19 protein-coding genes are annotated in these 21,884 nt (G+C 71.2%); 8 read left to right on the forward strand and 11 right to left on the reverse strand.

Annotated features, from left to right (window positions below; genetic code table 11):
* Positions 1–9 precede the first annotated feature (9 nt).
* The 3 genes from WBN91_RS06690 to WBN91_RS06700 are packed head-to-tail and all read right to left on the reverse strand — an operon-like array spanning position 10 to position 3,035.
* Complete coding sequence (locus WBN91_RS06690) at positions 10–1,560, reverse strand: alpha-amylase family protein (protein ID WP_337722247.1); 1,551 nt, start codon at positions 1,558–1,560, stop codon at positions 10–12.
* Positions 1,557–2,516 (reverse strand): TIGR03885 family FMN-dependent LLM class oxidoreductase, encoded by a 960-nt coding sequence (locus tag WBN91_RS06695; RefSeq protein WP_337722248.1) that lies wholly within the window; start codon positions 2,514–2,516, stop codon positions 1,557–1,559. Before WBN91_RS06695 ends, WBN91_RS06690 begins: the two co-directional genes overlap by 4 nt.
* A 39-nt stretch (positions 2,517–2,555) precedes the next feature.
* The gene (locus tag WBN91_RS06700; protein ID WP_337722249.1) at positions 2,556–3,035 is read right to left on the reverse strand and encodes an FxsA family protein; all 480 of its coding nucleotides are present in this window, start codon (positions 3,033–3,035) and stop codon (positions 2,556–2,558) included.
* A gap of 107 nt (positions 3,036–3,142) precedes the next feature.
* On the opposite strand from WBN91_RS06700, the gene WBN91_RS06705 reads away from it, so the two are divergent.
* Positions 3,143–4,525, forward strand: coding sequence for a KamA family radical SAM protein (locus WBN91_RS06705; RefSeq protein WP_337722250.1), 1,383 nt, complete (start codon positions 3,143–3,145; stop codon positions 4,523–4,525).
* 310 nt (positions 4,526–4,835) lie between these two features.
* Entirely contained in the window at positions 4,836–5,516 is a 681-nt protein-coding gene (locus WBN91_RS06710; RefSeq protein ID WP_337722251.1) for an L-2-amino-thiazoline-4-carboxylic acid hydrolase, read from the forward strand.
* 96 nt (positions 5,517–5,612) lie between these two features.
* Here WBN91_RS06710 and WBN91_RS06715 read toward each other — a convergent pair whose 3' ends face one another.
* The gene (locus tag WBN91_RS06715; RefSeq protein WP_337722252.1) at positions 5,613–6,554 is read right to left on the reverse strand and encodes a hypothetical protein; all 942 of its coding nucleotides are present in this window, start codon (positions 6,552–6,554) and stop codon (positions 5,613–5,615) included.
* Positions 6,551–7,075 (reverse strand): SigE family RNA polymerase sigma factor, encoded by a 525-nt coding sequence (locus WBN91_RS06720; protein WP_337722253.1) that lies wholly within the window; start codon positions 7,073–7,075, stop codon positions 6,551–6,553. The genes WBN91_RS06715 and WBN91_RS06720 overlap by 4 nt, the downstream gene beginning before the upstream one ends.
* Before the next feature lie 597 nt (positions 7,076–7,672).
* Between WBN91_RS06720 and WBN91_RS06725 the strand changes: the two genes are divergently transcribed.
* The 3 genes from WBN91_RS06725 (at position 7,673) to WBN91_RS06735 (ending at position 12,945) form a co-directional block, all read left to right on the forward strand.
* Entirely contained in the window at positions 7,673–7,828 is a 156-nt protein-coding gene (locus WBN91_RS06725) for a hypothetical protein (RefSeq protein ID WP_337722254.1), read from the forward strand.
* 464 nt (positions 7,829–8,292) lie between these two features.
* Positions 8,293–9,804 (forward strand): RICIN domain-containing protein, encoded by a 1,512-nt coding sequence (locus WBN91_RS06730; protein ID WP_337722255.1) that lies wholly within the window; start codon positions 8,293–8,295, stop codon positions 9,802–9,804.
* Between the two features lie 249 nt (positions 9,805–10,053).
* A complete protein-coding gene (locus WBN91_RS06735; RefSeq protein WP_337722256.1) occupies positions 10,054–12,945 on the forward strand; it encodes a glycosyl hydrolase family 95 catalytic domain-containing protein in 2,892 nt (963 codons plus the stop codon).
* A 162-nt stretch (positions 12,946–13,107) separates the two neighbouring features.
* On the opposite strand, the gene WBN91_RS06740 is transcribed toward WBN91_RS06735, so the two are convergent.
* Positions 13,108–13,926, reverse strand: coding sequence for a CPBP family glutamic-type intramembrane protease (locus tag WBN91_RS06740; protein ID WP_337722257.1), 819 nt, complete (start codon positions 13,924–13,926; stop codon positions 13,108–13,110).
* A gap of 133 nt (positions 13,927–14,059) precedes the next feature.
* On the opposite strand from WBN91_RS06740, the gene WBN91_RS06745 reads away from it, so the two are divergent.
* From WBN91_RS06745 to WBN91_RS06755, 3 genes are read left to right on the forward strand one after another with little or no spacing between them, the layout of a single operon-like run.
* Positions 14,060–15,292, forward strand: coding sequence for a sensor histidine kinase (locus tag WBN91_RS06745; protein WP_337722258.1), 1,233 nt, complete (start codon positions 14,060–14,062; stop codon positions 15,290–15,292).
* Entirely contained in the window at positions 15,280–15,927 is a 648-nt protein-coding gene (locus tag WBN91_RS06750) for a response regulator transcription factor (RefSeq protein ID WP_337722259.1), read from the forward strand. Before WBN91_RS06745 ends, WBN91_RS06750 begins: the two co-directional genes overlap by 13 nt.
* 46 nt (positions 15,928–15,973) lie before the next feature.
* Positions 15,974–16,573, forward strand: coding sequence for a hypothetical protein (locus WBN91_RS06755; RefSeq protein ID WP_337722260.1), 600 nt, complete (start codon positions 15,974–15,976; stop codon positions 16,571–16,573).
* On the opposite strand, the gene WBN91_RS06760 is transcribed toward WBN91_RS06755, so the two are convergent.
* The 5 genes from WBN91_RS06760 to WBN91_RS06780 form a co-directional block, all read right to left on the reverse strand.
* Positions 16,554–17,348, reverse strand: a complete 795-nt coding sequence (locus WBN91_RS06760; RefSeq protein WP_337722261.1) for an isocitrate lyase/PEP mutase family protein — start codon at positions 17,346–17,348, stop codon at positions 16,554–16,556. The two genes, WBN91_RS06755 and WBN91_RS06760, sit on opposite strands and share 20 nt — an antisense overlap.
* Positions 17,349–17,434: 86 nt before the next feature.
* Positions 17,435–18,007 (reverse strand): hypothetical protein, encoded by a 573-nt coding sequence (locus WBN91_RS06765; RefSeq protein WP_337722262.1) that lies wholly within the window; start codon positions 18,005–18,007, stop codon positions 17,435–17,437.
* Complete coding sequence (locus WBN91_RS06770; protein ID WP_337722263.1) at positions 18,004–19,629, reverse strand: extracellular solute-binding protein; 1,626 nt, start codon at positions 19,627–19,629, stop codon at positions 18,004–18,006. The genes WBN91_RS06765 and WBN91_RS06770 overlap by 4 nt, the downstream gene beginning before the upstream one ends.
* Positions 19,626–20,747, reverse strand: a complete 1,122-nt coding sequence (locus WBN91_RS06775) for a toxic anion resistance protein (protein ID WP_337722264.1) — start codon at positions 20,745–20,747, stop codon at positions 19,626–19,628. The genes WBN91_RS06770 and WBN91_RS06775 overlap by 4 nt, the downstream gene beginning before the upstream one ends.
* Before the next feature lies 1 nt (position 20,748).
* On the reverse strand, positions 20,749–21,813 hold the full coding sequence (locus WBN91_RS06780) for a hypothetical protein (RefSeq protein WP_337722265.1): 1,065 nt from the start codon (positions 21,811–21,813) through the stop codon (positions 20,749–20,751).
* Between the last annotated feature and the right edge of the window lie 71 nt (positions 21,814–21,884).

Consider the following 21,884-nt stretch of genomic DNA (forward strand, 5'->3'; position numbering starts at 1 on the left):
CGGGCAACCCTACCGGCTGACCTGCACCCCCTCGGCCCACGCCCGCAGCCAGCGGCAGCCGTAGGGTTCCAGCGTGAACTTCGGCTTCACCGGCTGCTCGGTGAACACGTCCGTCAGCTCACCATCCACAGTGGACAGGTCGAGGTCGGCTTCCTTGTCGCCCAGGTTGTGCACGGCGATCACGGTTCCGCCGTCGATGTCGCACCGGTGCGCCAGCACCGCCGGTTCCGGGGTGTCGATCAGCTGGTAGGTCCCCCACGCCAACTCCGGGCAGTCCCGGTACGCGCGGATCAGCTGCTTGATCCACGACAGCAGCGAGTCCTGGTCGTGGCGTTGGTCGCGGGCCGCGTCCCACCACATCGGGGTGCGCACGGCCAGCCTGCCCTCCTGCGACAGGTCCTCCGTCATGCCCACTTCCTCGCCGTAGAACAGCACCGGCGTGCCGGGCAGGGCGAACAGCAGGCTGTAGACCATCTTGATGCGCCGCAGGTCCCCGTCCAGCATCGACGGCAACCGCCGGCGCAGGCCTCGTCCGTAGAGCTGCATGTCCGGGTCCGGGCCGAACGCGGCGAAGACCTCCTGGCGTTCGGGCTCGGTCAGCTTGTCCAGGGTCAGCTCGTCGTGGTTGCGGACGAAGGTCGCCCAGTGGCAGTCGCGCGGCGGCAGGGGGCGTTCCTTCAAGGCGTGCGTGAGGGGGCTGGCGTCCTTGCGGGCCAACGACAAGTACATCTGCTGCATGCCGATGAAGTCGAAGCACATGTTCAGCTCGTCGCCCACGCCGTCCGCGCTGCCGAAGAACTTCATCGTGTCGGTGTACGGCAGGTTGACCTCGCCCAGCAGCACGCCCTCGCCGTTGCGGCGGGACAGGAACGCGCGCAGGTCGCCCAGGTAGTCGTGCGGGTCGGGCAGGTCCTGGATCGGGGCCTCCAGCAGGAACGGCACGGCGTCGACGCGGAAGCCGGACAGGCCCAGTTCCATCCAGAAGCCCATGACGCGGGCGATCTCGTCGCGCACCTCGGGGTTGGCGACGTTGAGGTCCGGCTGGTGCTTGTAGAAGCGGTGCAGGTAGTACTGGCCCGTCTTCTTGTCCAGCTCCCAGAGGGACTTTTCCTTGTCGGGGAAGACCACGCCCTTCTCGGCGTCGGGCGGCGGCTGGTCGCGCCAGACGTACCAGTCGCGGCGCGGGTTGTCCTTCGACGAGCGGGCTTCCTCGAACCACGGGTGCTGGTCGGAGGTGTGGTTGACGACCAGGTCGGCGATCACCCGCATGCCGCGGTCGCGGGCGGTGCGGACGAACTCCACGAAGTCGCCGTGCGTGCCCAGGCGCGGGTCCACGCCGTAGAAGTCGGTGATGTCGTAGCCGTCGTCGCGGTCGGGCGAGGGGAAGAACGGCATCAGCCAGATGCAGGTGACGCCCAGGTTGTGCAGGTGGTCGATCTTCTGGGTCAGGCCGCGGAAGTCGCCGTGGCCGTCGCCGTCGGAGTCGTGGAAGGTTTCCACGTCCAGGCAGTAGACGACGGCGTTCTTCCACCACAGGTCGGCGGTCCGGGTGAGCTTCACCGGCCCACCTCCGGCAGGACGCGCTCGCCGAACGCGTCGAGGAACCGGTCCTGCTCCTGGCCGACGTGGTGCAGGTAGATCTCGTCGAAGCCCAGCTCGGCGTACTCGGTGAGGATCGCGGCGTGCCGGCCCAGGTCGGCGGAGACGTTGACCGTGCGGGCGACCTGCTCGGGCGTGACCTGCTCGGAGATGACGTCGAACTGCTCGGCGGTCTCGACGTCCCAGCACACCGGCGGGGCGAACACGTTGGACCGCCACTGCTCGTGCGCGGTCCGGAGGGCCTCTTCGTCCGTGGGCGCCCAGCTCAGGTGCACCTGGAGGCAGAGCTTCCCGATGCCGCCCGCGCCCCGGTACGCCTCGATGAGCTTGCGCAGGTGCTCGGTCGGGCCGTTGACGGTGATCAGCCCGTCGGCCCACTCGGCGTGGTGCCGGGCGGTCTCCACGCTCACCGCCGCGCCCAGGAGCTTGGGCGGCTCGCCGGGTCTGGTCCAGACGCGGGCGCGGTCGACGTGGACCAGGCCGTCGTGGCTGACCTCCTCCCCGTCGAGCAGCGCGCGGATGACGTCGACGCACTCGCGCAGGCGGGCGGTGCGGACCTCCTTGCGGGGCCAGCGGTCGCCGGTGATGTGCTCGTTGCTGGCCTCGCCGGTGCCCAGGGCGGCCCAGAAGCGCCCCGGGTACATGGCGCCGAGCGTGCCGATGGCTTGGGCGATGATGGCGGGGTGGTAGCGCTGGCCCGGCGCGTTGACCACGCCGAAGGGCAGGCTGGTCGCCTCGAGCGCCGCGCCCAGCCAGGACCAGGCGAACGCGGACTGCCCCTGGCGGGCGCTCCACGGGGAGAAGTGGTCCGACGACATGGCGGCGTCGAACCCGACCTCCTCCGCCCGTTTCACGGCTCTGAGCAGCTCGGACGGGTGAACCTGCTCGTGGGAGGCGTGCACACCGATGACCGTCATGGGCTGTGTGGTACCCGCGACGGCCCCGGGTGACACCGGTCAGGTCAGTTCGGGGCGTTGCGTGGGGGTCGGTTCGTCGGGGCGCACGTCGACCACGTCGCCGTCGATGACGACACCGCCGGCCGTGGGCGGGCGGCCGTAGCGCAGGTTGAGGGTCATCTCGCGTTCGCGTTGTTCGGCGCGGCGGGCGATGCGCTTGCTGATGAGCCTGCGCGTGGGCGGGAACAGCAGGAACAGGCCCGCCAGGTCGCTGAGGAAGCCCGGCACGATGATCAGGAACCCGGCCGCCGCGATGAGCACGCCGTCGGCGATCTCCTGGTGCGGGGCGCGGCGGGTGCGCACGGCCTCGGTGAAGGCCGCCATCGTGCGCGTGCCCTCCCGGCGCATGAGCACGGAGCCGACGACGCCGCCCAGGACCAGCAGCCCGAGGGTGGGCAGGAAGCCCCACGTCCCGGCTGCCCACACCAGGGTCAGCAACTCGACGGCCAGACCGATCAGCACTACCGCGAACACGCGCATACCCGACCAACGAACGAGCGGCCCAAAACACTCCCTGCCGGAATATTTACGTCGAACGGCCCGTCTGGCAGCATATCTTTACGCCACTCAACGGGTAGGGAGCATGGATGACTGCGCTACACGACGTCGTGCCCGCGGTGCCGCGACCCGACCTCCAGCCGTACACCTACGCCCGTCGCGAGCTGATCGAGCCCGACTGGCGCCGGTTCCCGGGCTGGCGGCAGGTCACCGACGCGCAGTGGCGGGACGCGCAGTGGCAGCGGGTGAACTGCGTGAAGAACGTCAAGCAGCTGCGCGCCCTGATGGGTGACCTGCTCGACGAGCGGTTCTACGACGAGCTGGCCGCCGACCAGGCCGACCTCGCCACGATGTCCATGCTGGTGCCGCCGCAGATGCTCAACACGATGGCGCCGCACGCCGAGCCCGCCGAGTTCACCGACGCGTTCTTCGCCGACCCGGTGCGCCGGTACATGATCCCGGTCCGCTCCGACCGCGACCCGCACTGGCCCAGCCACCCGCACTCCTCGCGGGACTCGCTGCACGAGGCCGAGATGTGGGTGGTCGAGGGCCTGACCCACCGCTACCCCACCAAGGTGCTGGCCGAGCTGGTGTCCACCTGCCCCCAGTACTGCGGCCACTGCACCCGCATGGACCTGGTCGGCAACTCCACCCCGCAGGTGCAGAAGCACAAGCTGCTGCTCAAACCGGTGGACCGGCAGGACCAGATGATCGACTACCTCAAGCGCACGCCGGGCGTGCGGGACGTGGTGGTCTCCGGCGGCGACGTGGCCAACGTGCCGTGGCCGCAGCTCGAGTCGTTCCTGATGCGGCTGCTCGACATCGAGACCGTGCGCGACGTCCGCCTGGCCACCAAGGCGCTGGCCGGCCTGCCGCAACACTGGTTGCAGCCCCGTGTCGTGGAGGGCATGGAACGCGTCGCCCGCACCGCCCACCGCCGCGGCGTGAACCTGGCGATCCACACCCACGTCAACCACGCGCAGTCCGTGACCCCGCTGGTCGCCGAGGCGGCGCGGACGGCGCTGGACGTGGGCGTGCGGGACGTGCGCAACCAGGGCGTGCTGATGAAGGGCGTCAACGCGACCCCGGACGACCTGCTCGACCTGTGCTTCGCGTTGCAGGGCGAGGCGAACATCCTGCCGTACTACTTCTACATGTGCGACATGATCCCCAACGCCGAGCACTGGCGCGTGGCGGTGTGGGAGGCGCAGGAGTTGCAGCACGCCATCATGGGCTACCTGCCGGGCTACGCCACGCCGCGCATCGTGTGCGACGTGCCGTACGTCGGCAAGCGCTGGGTGCACCAGGTCGCCGAGTACGACCGTGAGCTGGGCATCTCGTACTGGACGAAGAACTACCGGACGGGCATCGAACTGGAGGACCCGGACGCCCTGGACCGCCGGTACCCGTACTACGACCCGATCTCGACGTTGGGCGAGGCCGGCCGGGACTGGTGGGCGAACCAGGCTTAGGTCGGTGAAGAGGTCCCGGTACCCGCCGGGACCTCTTCGCATCTGGTGACCGGCTCCCCGGCGAGGAGTTCGAGCCAAACCCGCCGGTACCGCGGTGTCGGTGGACCACCACGACTTCACCCTGCTCACCGAACTGACCGAACGGCCTTGACGGTTGCGGCGCGGTTGATGTTGCATGGGCGGGCAATCATGCAGCGCCGGTTGGTGGTGGAGCGCGCTGGTCGAACCCGGGCCACACGGGGCGACCGTCGGCGCCACGATCGAGCAGCCGAGGGCGCCCGGTGGTCCATGACCGGAAGAACCACCTTCAATGGACAACACCACCAAACCCGACCACGGCGACTACCGGGCGGACGCCTGGATGCCGGTGATCGAGGCCGCCTTCTTCGACCGCCTGCTCCGACTGCTCGGCGCCACCGCGACCCGGTTGTGGCCGGCACCGGTCGACGACCTGGTCCGCCTGCGCCTGGGCGAGTTGGAACCCGAACTGGCCCACCTCATCACCAATGAGATGGACGCGGCGAACGTGCGGTTCACCGCGCTGGCTGCTGCCACGTTCGAAGTCCTGCAACCGGTCTGCGGTGACGTGAAAGCCACGGCCATCGTCGACGAGTGCCTCAACACCCCGTTGCGCGCGGACATCATCGAGGGCACAACCGCGATGCTGGACCACGCACCCGACCCGTTCACCACGCTGGTCGAGGCGAGCAGGCTGCGTGAACGCACGTCCTTCGGGCCGTCGTTCACCTTCCAGCGGCCGGTCGACGACCACGACACCTACGTCCTGGACGTCAAGCGGTGCCTGTTCCACGAGGCGCTGGTGGCGGCGGGGCGGGAGCACCTGCAACCGGTGCTGTGCCGCTTCGACCTGAACTGGGCCGACGCGATCGCCCCGGAACGCCACCACCTCCGCTTCATCCGGCCGGTCACCTTCGCCACCGGCACAACGTGCCGGATGGTGTTCACCAGGCAGGAGAACATCCCCGGCTGAGGCACCCCGAGGGCGTGGTCGACGCGGACCACGCCCTCGGAGGGTTCCCTCGATGCCCTTGTGGTCGGGGCCCCGACTCACCCGGCGGAACCAACATCACGGGTTGGAGATCCCCAGGGTGAAGCGGACCAGGTCGTCCTGCGTGAAGCCGAGGGAGTCCGGCACTGCGACGCTGAGGTTGCCGTGGCCGGGCAATGGCACCCACAGGACCGTCATGTCGTTCTGGTGGCTGAGGTAGCCGGTGCGGTCGCCGACCGGGACGGGGTCGCCGACCTTGCCGACCTCGTTGCCGCTGCGGCTGACGTGCACGCTCTCCGCGCCGTTCGGACGGGCGAACACCACCGACTCGTCCACCGCGCCGTCAGAGGTGAGGACGACGTCCATGCCGGCGGGCAGCCACGCGAAGTCCAGCGGCATCGGGACCGGCTGGGGCTCCGGGCGCAGTTCCTCCGCGTAGCGCACGACCTCCGCCTCGGGCAGGGAACGCGACTCCACCACGGCCCACTGGCCGGGCCGCTCCTCCCAGGTCACCTTGACCTTGTTCGCCATCCGCGTGACCGTGGCCGCCTTGCCGAGCGCGGTGGCGGTCGTGGTGCCGGTGACCGGGCCGTCGTCCGGGCGGTTCGCGTGGGGGCCGACGTACACGTCCGGGCCGGACGGGACGTGCCGGGCGTCGCTGTTCGACGTCAGTTCCAGGCCACCGGCCTCGCGGCCCAGGCGGTAGGCGTGCGGACGGCCCGGGGTGAACGGGAACTCACCCAGCGCGGGGGCGGGACCGGGGACCAGTTTGCCGACCTCCGCGGGCGTGGACGTCGTCGTGATCACCGGTCCGGCGACCCCCACCGGGGAACTCTCCGGTGCCACCAGGAACGACGTGGTCACACCCACCGCGACCACGGCCGCCGCGGTGACCCCGATCCGGCCGGCGCGGCGGCGCCGACGCACCCCCGCCACCACGGTGTCCGCCAGGTCGGGCGGTGCGGTCAACGCGGGCGGTGCCGCCTGCAACCGCTCGCGCAGCACGTCGGTGAGGGTCATGACCAGGCCTCCTGGGGTGTGGGTTCGATCGGGGACGGGTCGAGGGCCCGCAGCTTCGCCAGCGCCTTGGACGCCTGGCTGCGCACGGTCCCGGTGGAGATGCCCAGGAGCGCGGCGACCTCGGCCTCCGAGCGGTCCTCGTAGTAGCGCAGCACCACGACCGCGCGCTGCCGGGCGGGCAGCCGGCGCAGCGCCTGCACCACCTCATGCCGGTCGGCGACCTGCTCGGCGTGGTCACCGACCACGGCCCGCTCGGGCGGCTCGGCCACCGGCGACTCGGCCCGCCGCGCCCGCTGCCGCCACCACCGCGCCTGCTGGTTGACCATCGCCCGCCGCACGTAGGCGTCCGGCAGGTCCCGCCGCCGGATGCGCGACCAGTGCCGGGCGGTGCCCATCAGCGCCGACTGGAGCAGGTCCTGCGCCCCGTGCACGTCACCGGCCAGCAGGTAGGCGGTGCGCAGCAGGGCGGGTGACCGGGCGGTCACGAACTCGCGGAACTCCCGCTCGTCCTCTGGGCTCATCAGTCCTCCTCGTTCACCCCTTCAGATACCGGCCGGGCGAACCGCGCTGCCTCACGGGGCGGAATTCCTCGTTCACCCCAAGGCGGTGGAATCGCTGCGCGGAAGCGGGACAGCCTGGCGCGGGCGGCCGGTCCTCGACCAGACCGGGGAGGGCGAGATCCGCTGGAACGACCTGCTCGCGATGCCCGGGCGTGCACCTGAACCTGGACGAGGCGGCCGAGCCCGCACGCGACCGTCCGCCCGTCCGGCAGCGGTCCCGTGCCGGCGGCACGGTCTTGGTGCCGTCCGCGGCCAAGCCGGCCCCTGCACGCGACCGTCCACTGTGGTCTTGACCGCAGTGGTCACGCCCTCGGTCCAGGTTGCCGCGCAGACGACGGCGGGGCCTCGGCACGATCGCCAACCGGCAGAGGAAGACGGTTCTTAGCGTTCACCATGTGTCCACTATGGACTTCGAGTTGGGCGGACCACGACCGGCCTGCGGCCGGACGGAGCCGGCGACCGGTCAGCCGAGGAGGCGGTGGACTGCCTGGACGCGCGCTACCGCCGAAGGTCCGCAGCGACGTCGTCGACGTCCTGCGGTTGGCTACCACCTCGAAGTTGCGCTACCACCTCGACCTGGTGCTGTGGAAGCGGATCACGTGCACCCGCGAAGCCCGCGACCAGGCGCTGCCGCTGCTCGACGCGGTGTTCAACCCGCGCCGGGACAACACGGCCGAGCGCCGCAGGCTGCTCGTCTACCCGCTGAGCCCCTGACCAGCCGCGCGGGCCAGGCCTGGACGAACCGGCCAGCCGGCAGGCGGGTTCCCGGAACGTCCACCACCACTCGGTCGTGGTCGGCGGTCCTACGACCTGTCAACTGGTCGCCGACAGCGTCAACGCGCCACCGACGATGGCCGCGCGGCGCGCTGGGCGTCACCTGCCCCCTTACGGGATGTCGTGCCCGGCACCGACCCGCCCGAAGGCTTGCCCCACGTCGGCCGGGAAGCCCATGCCGGATGAAAGCGCTTTCCGTACGTCTTGAGCCAGCGGGAGACACCCGTTAGTGTTCACTCAGATTGGTGGTGCCCGTCACACGGCGGACATACGAGTGGAGACGTTGATGTCGACCGCCCAGTGCCGCGCGCACCCACCACGAGGCTCGTGTTCCCGACGCCGCCCGGAAGCACGACCGGCGAGTTGAGGCTTCGACGAATCCACCTCCAGCGATTGGACACTTCATGCCACTGATCATGGCGTCCGGCGGTTACGCAGCAGAACCACCGCAGCGCAGTCGGCCGTTGCGCCGGGTGCTGACCGCCCTTGTGGTGACCGCACTCACCGCGGCGGTGAGCCTCGTCGCCTCGGAGTCGCCGGCCAGTGCCGCCACCAGTCAATTCCGGGGCATGAACTGGGCCGTGATGGGTGACAACTTCAGCACCGGCACGCTCGTCGTACAGGGCCTGAGCCAGTCCGACAGCAACTCGACGGTGCGGGCCAAGGCCAACGCCCTTTACGACGACATGGCCGCCACCCTGGGGGTCAACACCGTCCGGCTGCCGATCAACACCCACACCGTGGCGAACACGACCTGGTGGAACGCCTACCGCGGCGCGATCGACGCCGCCACCGAGCGCGGGTTCAAGGTCATCCTCGCCTACTGGGAGGACGGAGCCGCTTCCGGCGGCAGGATCACGAACCTCGCCGCCTGGAACGCGATGTGGTCCAGCGTGGTCGGCACGTACGGTTCGAACAGCAACGTCTACTTCGAGCCGATGAACGAGCCGCACGGCTATTCGTCGGTGGACTGGCGCAACGTCGCGGCGAACTGGCTCAGCTCCCACAGCTCGGCGGTGCCCGGCCGGGTGCTCATCGGCGGCACCGGTTTCAGCCAGGACCTGCGGGACATCTGCAACGACAGCCGCTTCAACTCGACGCTGCTGTCCTTCCACTACTACGCCTTCTTCTACGGCGCGATGACCTACGACGCCTTCCGGAGCCACATCCAGACGCGTCTGGGCAACTGCGCCTCCCGCGCGGTCGCGACCGAGTTCGGCGCGCCGATGTCCACCGGCCTCGACTACGGCAACGCGAACAGCGGCGACAACTTCGTGCGCTACCTCCGCGCCGTGGCGCAGGTCATGCGTGACAACAGGATGGGCGGCACCTACTGGCCCGCCCTCGGCGGCAAGTACACCGGAAGCCTCGGCTACGACCACTACTCGATGTACGCGTTCAGCGGCAGCGGCACCGATCTCAACCTGACCATCCGCAACACCTCCGGCGCCGACCGGATCCGGTACGCCTGGGGCGACGGTTCCACGAACCCGCAGCCGACGAACTACCGGATCGACGTGCGCCACAGCGGCAAGGTCATGGGACTTCCCCAGGCGACCGCCGACAACGGTGTGCGCGTCGGCCAGCACACGTACGGCGGCAACGCGTGGCAGCAGTGGCAGTTCGAGGACGCCGGCAGCGGCTACTGGCGCATCGTCAGCCGGCACAGCGGAAAGTGCCTCGACGTGGTGAGCGCTTCGACCGCCGATGGCGCCGACCTCGTGCAGTACACCTGCGGCACCGGCACCAACCAGCAGTTCCAGATGGTCGCCAACGGCAGCTACTTCCAACTGCGGGCACGCCACAGCGGCAAGTGCGTGGACGTGCCGGCAGCGTCCACCGCAGACGGTGTGATCCTCAAGCAGTACCCGTGCAACACCGGCACCAACCAGCAGTGGACGCGCACGGCCGTCTGACGGCCGTCTCGACGCGACCGCGGATCGCGGTGCAGCGCTCACGCCGCTGGTGCCGGGCACGTGCCCGGCACCAGCGGCGTGTCCGGTCGCTGCCGGTGGCGCGGTCGCCGTGGCATCGCCGGGCCGGGAACGGTCAAGAACCGGTCGGTCGACGGGGACTCTGATGTGCCCCGGCTGCCTCGGACGCCATGAAGCCCCGCTGCCGCCTCCCTCTCCCGCCGCCTCTCGCCGGACAAAGGAGTTTGCGTGATGGACGGTCCTGTGGACCGAAGGCGCTTCCTCGCCCTCACCGCGTTGACGGCCGGAGCCGCCGTCGCCCCCGGCGTCCTGCCGGCCGGACGAGCCGACGCCGCCGTGCCCCCGCAGGTCACCCTGCCCGAGCGCGGCATCTACGACACCGGTCAGGCGACGTCCTGGACCGACGGCTTCCTCACCGGGAACGGCGAGTACGGCGCTCTGCTGTACGGCGCGCCCGCGCTGGAGAAGGTGATCTTCAACCACCACCGGCTGGTCCTGCCGAACGGCACCCGCTCCCTCACCCCACCGGTGATCGCCGGACGGCTGGGATCGGTGCGGGACAAGGCCCTCGCCGGTGACTACGCCGGGGCGAACCGGGACTTCGCGGCCGGGTGGTCGCTGCGCTGGACGCAGACCTACCACCCGGCCTACGAACTGCGGATCTCCACCCCCGGCATGACGGTGGTCGACGACTACGCCCGCATCACCGACTTCCGCACCGGCGAGGTCACCTCGACCTGGACCACCGCCGACGGAACCTGGACCCGCCGTGCGTTCGCCTCGCGGGCCGACCGGGTGATCGTCCACGAGCTGCTGCCCGCTCCCGGCCGGACCATCGACACCACGCTCAGCGTCAACACCGCGCTGGACGGGCTGCCCAACAGTCTGGGCTACACCACCCTGGCCACGGTCAGCGACGGCTCGGGCTACCTGAACCTGCGCGGCACGTACCCGGCGGGGCAGGGCGCCTTCGGCTACGAGGGCGTCACCCGGGTCATCCCGACCGGTGGCACTGTCGGCGCGAGCGGGTCGACCGTCGTCGTCGCCGGGGCGACCCGGCTGCTGCTGCTCACCAAACTCGACCGCTACGAGTCGTCCACCGCGTGGGACTCCCGGCCGCTGCATGCACAACTGGCGGCGCTCGGCGCCGACTACGCCGCACTGCGCACGCGGAACACCGCGATCCACACCGTGATGTACGACCGCTCGCGGCTCGACCTGAACGTGTCGGCCGCCGACCGGCGGCTGTCCACCAGCGAGCTGATCGCCCGCCAGAACGCCAACAAGAGCGTCATCGACATCGCCTTGCTGGAGCGCCTCTACGACTCGGGCCGGTACTTCTTCATCAGCTCCAGCGGCATCCTGCCGCCGCGACTGACCGGCATCTGGACCGGCACGTGGTCCGGCGCGTGGGCCGACGACTTCACCACCGACGCCAACGTCAACCTCCAGGTCGCCGGCGGCAACATCCTCGATACGACCGAGGCCATGCAGGGGTACTTCACCCTGGTCCTCGGCCAACTCGGCCACTGGCGCACCAACGCGCGCAACCTCTACGGCGCCCGCGGCTTCCTCGCCCCGTCCCGCACCGACGGCGAGTACGGGCACATGCTGCACTTCGACCCCGGCTTCCCCGGCCAGACCTGGACCGGCGGCGCCGACTGGCTGCTCTACCCGTTGATCGAGTACTACGAGGTCACCGGTGACCAGGCGTTCCTGCGGGACAAGCTCGGTCCCGCGCTCATGGAACTCGCGTTGTTCTACGAGGACTTCCTGACCCGGACGGACTCGAACGGCAAGGTCGTCTTCGTGCCGTCGTTCTCGATGGAGAACAGCCCGGGCAACACCGGTGTCCTGCTGTCGACCAACGCGACCGGCGACATCATGGCGGGCAAGCACGCCCTTCAGGCGGCGATCTTCGCGGCCAACGCCCTCAGTGTCGAACAGGGCGCGGGCCAAGGCGTCGCACGCTGGACGGCGCTGCTGAACAAGATCCCCGCCTACCGCGTCAACGGCGACAACGCGCTCGCCGAGTGGTCGTGGCCGACCCTGAGCGACCGGTACGACCACCGGCACGTCCACCACCTCTACGGCGCATGGCCGTTGCACGAGATCAACCCCGAGGAGAAGCCCGAACTCATCCGCCCGTCGCTGCGCGCGTTGGAACTGCGCGGCGACCAGAACGTCTCCGCCCACGGCAGCCTGCACCGGGCGCTGGCCGGCGCGCGGCTCAAGGACGGCGGCAAGGTCTACGACAACCTGCGGAAGATCATCGGCAACAACATGGTCTTCACATCGCTGATGACCTCGCACAACCCCAACCTGGACATCTACAACGCCGACGCCGCCAACGCGATCCCCGCCGTGCTGGCCGAAGCGCTGGTCTATTCCCGCCCGGGTGTGCTGGAGATCCTGCCGGCACTGCCCGCGCAACTGGCCAAGGGCACGATCACAGGTGTGCGGGCCCGCGGCAGGATCCGCGTGCACAGCTTCAGCTGGGACCTGTCCGCCCGCACGGCCGTGCTGTCGATCACCTCCGACATCGACCAGGTGGTCACCCTGATCAGCCGGCCGGGGATGGCGTCGGTGACCACGTCGGCGCCCGTGGCCGCGTCGCCCCTGGGCAACCACGCCCGGAAGGTCACGCTGGCCGCCGGGCAGCGCACGGACGTCACGGTGTCCCTGCCGACCGTGTCCCTGCCGACCGGTTGGTGCCGCCTGGTCAACAGGGCCAGCGGCAAGGTCCTGGACATCAACGGCGCGAGCACCGCCGACGGTGCCAAGGTCATCCAGTGGACTTCGTCCGGCAGCGCCAACCAGCAGTGGCAGTTCCTCGCGAACCCCGACGGCTCGTTCCGCCTCGTCGCCCGGCACAGCGGACGCGTGCTCAACAGCCCGGGAGGGTCGGGCCAGGGCATCCAGCTCGAGCAGTGGCAGGACACCAGCAGCGACAACCAGTGGTGGCGGCTCGTCGACGCGGGCGGCGGCTACCACCGCATCGTCAACGTGCGCAACGGCCTCTGCGTGGACGTGGAGAGCGGTTCGACCGCCGACGGCGCCCGCGTCATCCAGTGGCCCGCGACCGGTGGCACCAACCAGCAGTGGCAGATCGTCACCGTGTGACTCGCACGACAGCGCGACCGACGACGCCCCGGCGATCGCCGGGGCGTCGTCGGGGGACATCTCGCAGACCATTTCTCGGTGGCGTAGCCGAGGAAGTGTGTCATCGTCGACAGCTCTTTCGCCTAATGGGTGTTGTGCATGTGGTGACCGGCTCCCGAAGGCTCACCGAGCGCGACTGGCAACGGCTGCTCGACGCGCTCCTGCGGGTCGCCGTTCACCCGTTCGACCGGTGACCAGCAGCCACCCCGCCACGATCGCCATCGGCACGGTCAGCACCACGGTCACCGCGAGCGCGTCCACCCCGGGCAGCATCGCGCCCAGCAGCAGCGACAGGACCATGTTGTTGCCCGCGTGCGCCAAGCTCGCCGTCCACACGGTGCCGCTGGCCAGGCGCAGCCAGCTCAGCAGCACCTCCTGGCACAGGAACGACACCGTCCACACCGCCAGCCCCAGCACGACGTTGTCGAACTCGACGTACCCGGTGAACGCCAACGGGTAGTGCCACACCGCCCACACCAGCCCCGTCGCCAGGGTCGACGTCGTCGGGCGGTCGGGGAACAGGCGCAGTCGCAGGTAGCTGGTCCAGCCGAACTCCTCGCCCCAGTACACCGGGGTCAGCAGCGGCACACCGGCTAGCAGCACCGCGTACAGCCACCACGGCACCGGTTCCAGGGTGAAGCCCAGCAGCACGGCCACGCCCATCGACGCCGCCGCGAACGCGAACGGTGCCAGCCACGCCAGCAAGTAGTGCCACCACGCCTGCCGGAAGAGCAGGCGCAGGCCGGCGTCGGCGAAGCCCTCTCCCCGCCAACGGACCACCAGGGCCGCGATCGCGGGAGCGAAGGCGAAAGGCAGCTGTACCAACGGGTTCGCGGTGGAGAACCCGAGCACGGCCGCGCCGATCATGCCGGCCCAGGCCAGGCCGAACGACAGCAGCAGGAACACCCGGACGCCACTGGTCCGGGTCGCGGTGATCGTCATGCGGCTCAGCAGACCAGCGACGACACTTGCGATCACTACCACTGGGCGGCGTGATGGGGGTATGCCCAGCCCTACCTCTGGACTACTTCCGAACCCACCGACAGCGCGCCCGCGGTGGGCTAGCGTCCGGACGGTGATCTTCTGGAAAGCCCTGCGGCAGAGGAACTTCCTGCTGACCTGGTGGCCGTGGCGGGCGTTGGCCTTCGTCGCGGGCACGCCTGTTGTGGCGGTGGTCGTTGCGGTGCCGGTGGGGGTGTTGAGCGCGCCGGGGTTGTTGGCGTTGTCGCCGACGCAGCCGGCCCGGGTCGCGTTCGCGGTGGTCGGGTTGGCCGTGTTGGGGGCGGGGCTGCCGCGGGTGGCGCGGCCGTTGGCGCGGGTGGAGCGGCGGCGGTTGCGGTTGCTCGACCCCCGGCTCACGCCGCACCACCCGCCGAGGGGGTATAGGGATGCGGCCACATGGAGGGAGGTCGCGTACGCGGTGCTGCTGCTGACGTTGGGGCCGCTGGTGTACGTGCCCGCGTTCCTGGTCGCGGCGGCGCCGTTCGTGCTGCTCGTCGGGCCGGTGCTGGTGATGGGCACGGACGGGCCGGTGGCGTTGGGGGTTGTGGTGGTCGACTCGGTGGACGAAGCCTTCGGGTACGCGCTGGCCGGGCTGGTGGTGTTGCCCGCCGTTCCGTACCTGTGGTCGCTGGTGGCCGTCGCGCACGCCGCTGTGGCGCGGGCGTTGCTGCACGACGACGAGCGGTTGGTGGAGGTGGCGCGGTCGCGGGCGCGGTTGGTGGACGGGTTCGACGCCGAGCGGCGGCGGATCGAGCGGGATCTGCACGACGGGGCGCAGGAGAAGCTGGTCGGGCTCACGTTGCGGCTGGGGCTGGCGCGGCTGGACGTGCCCGCCGACTCCCCCGCCCACGAGCACGTCGCCCGAGCGCACGAGGAGGCCAAGCAGCTGATGGCCGAGCTGCGCGAACTCGTGCGCGGCATCCACCCGAAGGTGCTGGCCGACCGGGGGCTGGCGGCGGCGCTGGAGGACCTCGCCGGGCGCGGGCCGGTGCCGGTGGACGTGGCGGCCGACCTGCCGCCGCTGCCTCCGCACGTCGAGTCGACCGCGTACTTCGTGGTGGCCGAGGCGTTGACCAACGTCGCCCGGCACAGCGGCGCGACCGCGGCGTCGGTGCGGGCGTCGGCGGTGGACGGGGTGCTGGTGGTGGAGGTGCGCGACGACGGGCGCGGCGGCGCGGACGCGGCGCGCGGCACCGGGCTGACCGGGTTGGCCGACCGGGTCGCGGTGCTCGACGGGCGGATGGCGCTGTCCAGCCCGGCGGGCGGGCCGACGCTGGTGCGGGTGGAGCTGCCGTGGTCCGCGTAGTGCTGGCCGAGGACGGCGTGCTGCTGCGCGAAGGGCTCGCCGGGCTGCTGGAGCGGTTCGGGCTGCCCGTGGTCGCCGCCGTGGGTGACGCCGCTGCCCTGCTCGCGGCCGTCGCCGAGCACCGGCCCGACCTGGTCGTGACCGACGTGCGGATGCCGCCGGGCTACCGCGACGAGGGCCTGCGGGCGGCGGTGGCCCTGCGCCGCGACCACCCCGGCCTGCCCGTGGTGGCGTTGAGCCAGTACGTGGACCGGGGGTTGGCCGCCGAACTGCTCGACGCGCGCGGCGGCGTCGGCTACCTGCTCAAGGACCGGGTCGTGGACGTGGAGGACTTCGCCGCCACCCTGCACCGCGTCGCCGCCGGCGGCACGGCGATCGACCCGGAGGTCGTCCGCCAACTCCTCGCCCGCCGCCGCGACCCGCTCGACGGCCTGTCACCCCGCGAACGGGAGGTGCTGGCACTGGTCGCGGAGGGCTCCTCCAACACCGCCATCGCCCGCCGCCTGGTCGTCAGCGAGGCCGCCGTGGGCAAGCACGTCGGCAACATCCTGGCCAAACTCGGCCTACCACCCGACGACGACACCAACCGCCGCGTGCTGGCCGTCCTGACCTACCTGCGCGGGACCGCCGGGTGACAAATCGTTCGCCGTCCCCGCACCCCGCCGGCCTACGCTGCCGCGCGTGAACGACACCGTGACCCTGTGGCGGCCGACCGGGCGGGCCGAGTTGGACCTCGTCGCCGGCTCGGGCTGGCGGGCGTGGCCGCCGCGCCTGCCCGACCAGCCGATCTTCTACCCCGTGGCCAACCGCTGGTACGCGGTGAAGATCGCCCGGGAGTGGAACGTGCCCGCCGGGGGTGTCGGGTTCGTGACGCGGTTCGACGTGGACGCCGCATTCCTGGCGCGCTACCCCGTGCAGCAGGCCGGTGGACGGGACGTGCTGGAGCACTGGGTGCCCGCCGAGGACCTGGACGAGTTCAACGCGCACATCGTCGGGCCGATCGTGTGCGAGACCGAGTACCGGGCCGGGGTGGACGGTCCAGGGCTGCCGGACGCCTGGCGCGCGTACCTGGCGGGCGAGTCGTGGTTCCGGTCGGGGTTCCTGGCGGACGGGACGGCGCTGACCGTCTTCACGCCGGACGAGACGTCCACTGTGGACGGAGGGCTCGTCGTCGGTGAGGGCGGTGCCGGGCCGGTCGTGTTGGACCCTCGGACCGGCACCGTGACGCTCGGCGAAGCGCGGCTCGACCTGGCCGCGTTCGTCAGGCTTCTGGAGTGGTGAGCAGGGTGTTCATCCGGCCGTAGTCCACCGCGCCGGACGGGTAGCCCTCGTCGGCCAGTAGTCGCCGGGCCGACTCCAAGGCCACGCCGTACGCGGCCTCCGCGATGCCCTGGCCGACGCTCACCCGGGCCACGCCCAGCTCCGCCAGCTCGGCGATCGACGGCGATCCGGGGCCGGCCATGACGTTGAGCGGGGCGTCGAGACCGCGGGCCAGGGTGGCGATGGTGTCCGGGTCGGTGACGCCGGGCACGAACACGCCGTCCGCGCCCGCCGCCAGGAACGCCTCCGCCCGGCGCAGGACCGTCTCCACCGTGCGGTCGCCGAAGAAGTAGACGTCGACGCGGGCGTTGACGAACAGGTCCACGCCCGCGTCCGATGCCGCCTCCCGCACCAGCCGCAGGCGGGCGGCGTGGTCGGCGGTGTCGAGCAGGCGGCCGGCGGCGCTGTCCTCGATGTTGATGCCGACGACCCCGGCGGCCAGCACCTCGCGGACCGTGCGCGCCGGGTCGTCGAACCCGCCCTCGACGTCCGCGGTCACCGGCACCGATACCGCCCGCACGACCCGCGCCAGGGCCTGGACCGCGGGTTCCCGGTCCAGGTGGCCGCCGTCGGCCGCGCCCAGGCTCCACGACACGCCCGCGCTGGTGGTGGCGACGGCCGCCGCGCCCGCGTGCTCGACCAGCCGGGCGGAGGCGGCGTCCCACGCGTTCGGCAGCACCAGCACCGGGCCGGTGTGCAGTTCGCGGAAGAGCTTCGCCTTGTCCTGCTGTGACATCTGCCCGACTCCTTCGTCCCCGGTTGTGCGGGCCCCAGCTTCGTCGGAGGTGCGGGACGGTGTCTGGCCGGAATTCGACATCTGCGTCAGTCGTCCTGGTCGCGCAGGTAGCGGCCGTGGTCGGTCTGGCGGTGCACGTCCGAGGCGTAGAAGCGCTCGGCCAGCTGGCGGGCCTGGCCCTCCAGCAGCTCCAGCTGGGTGACCAGCTCGTCGGCCGCGCCGCGCTGGGTCGCCAGCCACCACGGCAGGTTCAGGTAGGTCTGCACGGACAGCGGCAGGTCCGTGCGGGCCAGGCGGACCAGGCCGTGGCGGACGTCGGGGTCGCCGGCCAGGCGTTGCGGCTTGCCGAGCATGTCGTCGAGGACCTCGGCGACCCGGCGCACGGTGTCCACCGTGGACGCGGGCATGCGGGAGGCCTGCGCGGTGACGTCGTGGACCAGGGTGGCCAGGTCGGCGCGCACCTCGCCGGCCTCGGTGGTCGCGTCGACCGGCACCAGGTGGACCTTCTCCGGCGGGGCCAGCAGCGCGCCGACCCCGTACAGGCCCGCGACGACCACGGGCCACCACGAGCCGACCACGCCGGTCAGGTGCAGGGCCACGCCCAGCAGGCCGCCGACGCAGCCGACCAGGTTCTTGGTCGAGCCCAGGTAGCGGATCATTGGTAGCCGCGGATCTCCTTGAACACGTCGGTGAGCTGGGTGGCGCGGGCGTCGAAGACCTTGCCGCCGGTCATGTCGGCGACCTTGGTCAGCTCGTCGCTGCTGCCCTCGCCGAACAGCACCGTGAAGACCGGCACCTGCCGCACTCGGGCGGGCACCCCGGTGAAGTCGCGCTCGAACTGGGCGAAGTTGCTGCCGTTGGCGTTCTCGCCGTCGGTCATCAGCACGATCGAGTGGAACCGGTCGGGGTCCTTGGCCTGCAACGGTTCCAGCACCTCGTAGGCCCGGCCGAGGCTGTCGTAGATGGCCGTGCCGCCGGCGGCCTCGAGACCCTCGGCGAACGACTTCACCTCGGCCAGCACCACCTGCGGGTCCTGCTCGGGGACGACGAACGTGCGCGGCTGCTGCGGGGTGGTGTTGAACGGCATGATCGTCACCTCCTCGCGGTTGCGGAAGCCGCGGAAGCGGCCGGTGAGCGAGGGGTCCGCGCCGGTCAGCCCCACCAGGGCGGTGCGCAGAGCCTCGATCCGGTCCCCCGCCATCGAACCGGACGTGTCCACCACGTACAAGGTGCGCGAGGGACGCCGGATCTTGTTGAAGTAGGCCGACAGCAGGGCGTCCACGGCGTCGCGGGTCGCCGGGAACGGCAGTTCCACCAGGTCCTTGGCAGTGAACTGGGCGCCCAGCTCGACACCGGGAACGACCGGGCGGCGGTGGGTGGTCTCGGCGATGCGGCGCTGCACGTCGGGCGTGCGCAGGTGGTCGGTCAGCCGCTGGTGCGCGCCGCGGGCGTCGTCGTTGGCGCCGGTGAGCAGGGTCAGCGGGTAGTCGGCGGTGACCACGCCGTCGCTGGGGTGGACGATCGTCAGCGGCTCGGGCAGGCCGCCGGCGGCGTTGAGCGACAGCAGCACGGACTCGTAGTTGATCAACCCGTCGATCCGCGTGCCGGGGTCCTGCGCCCGCTTGCGGTACGCGTCGGACAGCCAGCCCGACGACCCGGAGGACAGGGCCTGGGCGCTGAAGAACTCGGTCAGCTTCGGCGTCACGGCGGCCACCTGGTTCGCGTCGACCGCGTTGCCCGCCCCCGCCAACGCGGAGGCCACGCCGACCAGGGCGGAGAACCCGGAGTTGGACGCGGACGGGTCGGTCATGCCGTAGGTGAACGCCTTCTGCCCGGCCTTCTCCGCGATCTCGGCCCAGCCGACCGGGCGGTCCGCGAACCCCAACCGCTTCGCGGTCGAGGTGGACAGACCGAGCACCACCGGCGAGGCCATGATCTTGACCTGGTTGCCCAGGCGCTTGGCGGCCTCCGGGATCGCCGCCGGGTACCGGTTGGACGAGAACCACACGGCGTCGTAGGCGCCGTCCACCGCGCCGGAGGCCAGCGACTCCGCGCCCTCCAGCGTGCCGGTGAAGCTGAACTTCACGCTCACGCCGGTCGCCTTGGCGGCTTCCTCCAGCACGGGCTGCATGTCCGCGAGCTCGCTGCCCGCCAACACCCGCAGCGTGCCCGCTTCCGGCGGGCCGACCGGCTGTCCCGGGCTCGCGTCGTCGTCCGTGCACGCCGCCAGCAGGCTTGTCGCCACGCCCGCGGCCAGCGCGAACGCCAGTGCCTTCCTCATCGGTCCCCCTCGTGCGAGCGCCGCAGGTGGTCCTCGGCGCGGCGGATCTCCCCCGACAGCGACTCCACGGTCGCCGCCATCGCCCGCACCGCGTCGGCCCGGTGGCCGTCCACGGCGTCCAGGGCGGCGTAGATCCGGTCGAACGACGCCCGGATGGTCTCCGCGGCCACCGCCGGGTCGCTGGACGCGCGCTGGATCTCCGCGCCCTGCAAGCCGATCAGCTCGGTGTTGGCGCGGATCAGGCCGTCGGTGGTGGCGCGCAGCGCGGCGACCTCGTCCAGCACGTCCCGCTGGTTGGCCAGGGCGGAGGCGATGACCAGCGCGGTGCGCAGCGCGGTCATGGTGGTGGTCACCGCGCGCTCGACGCCCCGGATCAGCTCGTCGTTGTTGCGGCGCACCAGGTCCAGCGCGAGGTAGCCCTGGGCGCTGACGGCCAGCTGGGTGAGCAGGTCCTGGTGGCGCTGGCGGATCGGGTGCAGGGCGTCGGCGCGCAGCGTCCGGGCGCGACCGGGGTCGGTCAGGTCGAACACGTCGGCTTGGCGCTCGACCGCGGCGTCCACCGCGCCGGCGAACGCGGCGGCCTCGGCCAACCGGGTCATGGCCTGCCAGAGCCGTTCCCGCTCGCCCTTGACGGCCGCGTTGTCGCGGCGCAGGGCGTCCTGGCGTTGCCGCAGTTCCAGCACCAGCGCCTGGACGGGCTCGTGGGCGGCCTGGTAGCGGTCCAGGGCTTTCTTCGCCGCCCCGGCCGCCGGGAACAGGCCGAGCAGCTTGCGGCCGGTGAGCGGCAGCTTCGCCGGGTCGAGTTCGTTGACCGTGCGGCGCAGGCCGGCCAGGGTCGTGGTCACGGGGTTGCGCGGCGCGGAGTGCTCGGTGACCGCGCGGTCGAGCAGGGTGCGCGCCACCCCGGCGGCCGTGCGCATGTCCGCCTCGCCGACGGCCAGCAGCTCCTCCAACCGGTCGGCGAACTGCGGTGACCGGACGTCCAGCGCTTGCAGCCGCTCGGCGAACTCCTCGGCGCGGCGGTCGATGTCCTCGCGGGTCCGCGGGTCGAGCGCGACCAGTCCGACGGCGCTCTCGGCCGTGACCGGTTCGACGGGGTGCGGGGTGGGGTCGGTCATGTCAGTACTGCTTCTTCACCTCGTCGAGCAGCCGTTCGAGCGTCTCGAACGACGGGGGCTCGACGGCGTCCACCAGGTCCGCCGGCGCCTTGCCCTGCGCGACCTCGGCGAACAGCTTCGGGTTGGTGGTGCGGAACCCGAAGGTCGCGGCGAGCCGACCCAGGTCCGGGTCGGTGGCCAGCAGCTGGCCCACCCGGTCCCCGTTGGCGGACAACGGGATCAGCGTGTGCTTGGAGTACACGGTCGGGGCCGTGTAGAGCATGCGCATGTCCGGGCGGATCGAGCCGTCGGCGCGGATCAGGCGGTCTACGTACTGCGACTCGTAGACCAGCGCCATCGGCGTCTTGCCCATGCCGGCGGACAGGTAGTCCTCCCAGGGTCCCTCGGTGCTGTTCTGGGTGTAGCCCTGGTCGAGGAAGAGCTTGGCGATGCGCGGCAGCACCCGCGCCTCCTGCTCGGCGCTGCTGACCACCGCGTTGCCGTTGGCGACGAACGACACGATCGCCAGGTACATGGCGGCCGAGTTGGACTCGCGCGGGTCGGTGGTGGTGATCAGGACGTTCTTGCGGGCCGGGTAGGCGGTGTTGCCCGGCAGCTGGTCCCAGCGCTTGTCGGACAGCTCCAGGTACTTGGCGATGTCGAGCACCTGGTAGTCCCCCACGCCCTTGCGCACCGCGCCGTTGGCTTCGAGGAGCTGGACGATGGGCTCGAAGGTCGCGACCGCCATCGGCGACTGGAACGGCGTGTGCACCGTGGTGACCTTGCGGTCGCGCTGGATCTTCTGCGCGGCGGGCGAGGAGGAGGGGAAGGCGAACTCGTACTTGCCCAGGTCGACGGTGGTGGCGATCTGCCGGGAACCGGCGGTGTCCACCTCGACCTTGAGCTTGTGCTTGGCGAAGGCCTCGACCACGCGCGGGTCGGTGAAGAACGCCTGCTTCTCGGAGCCGATCACGCCCCGGACTGTGGTCAACTCGACCTGAGGCTCGTCGTCCCGGCCCCAGACCACCACCGCCACGACGGCGAGCAACAGCACCACGGCCAAGCCGATGGACAACCGGCGCTTCACGGCCTACCCCCTCGTCCCCAGTCGCTCGCGATCTTGCATCCCGTTCGACTCGTTTGACGCTCGAACGGGGC

The sequence above is a fragment of the Saccharothrix sp. CCNWYY140 genome, from assembly GCF_037401995.1.
In the GTDB taxonomy this organism is placed as follows: domain Bacteria; phylum Actinomycetota; class Actinomycetes; order Mycobacteriales; family Pseudonocardiaceae; genus Actinosynnema.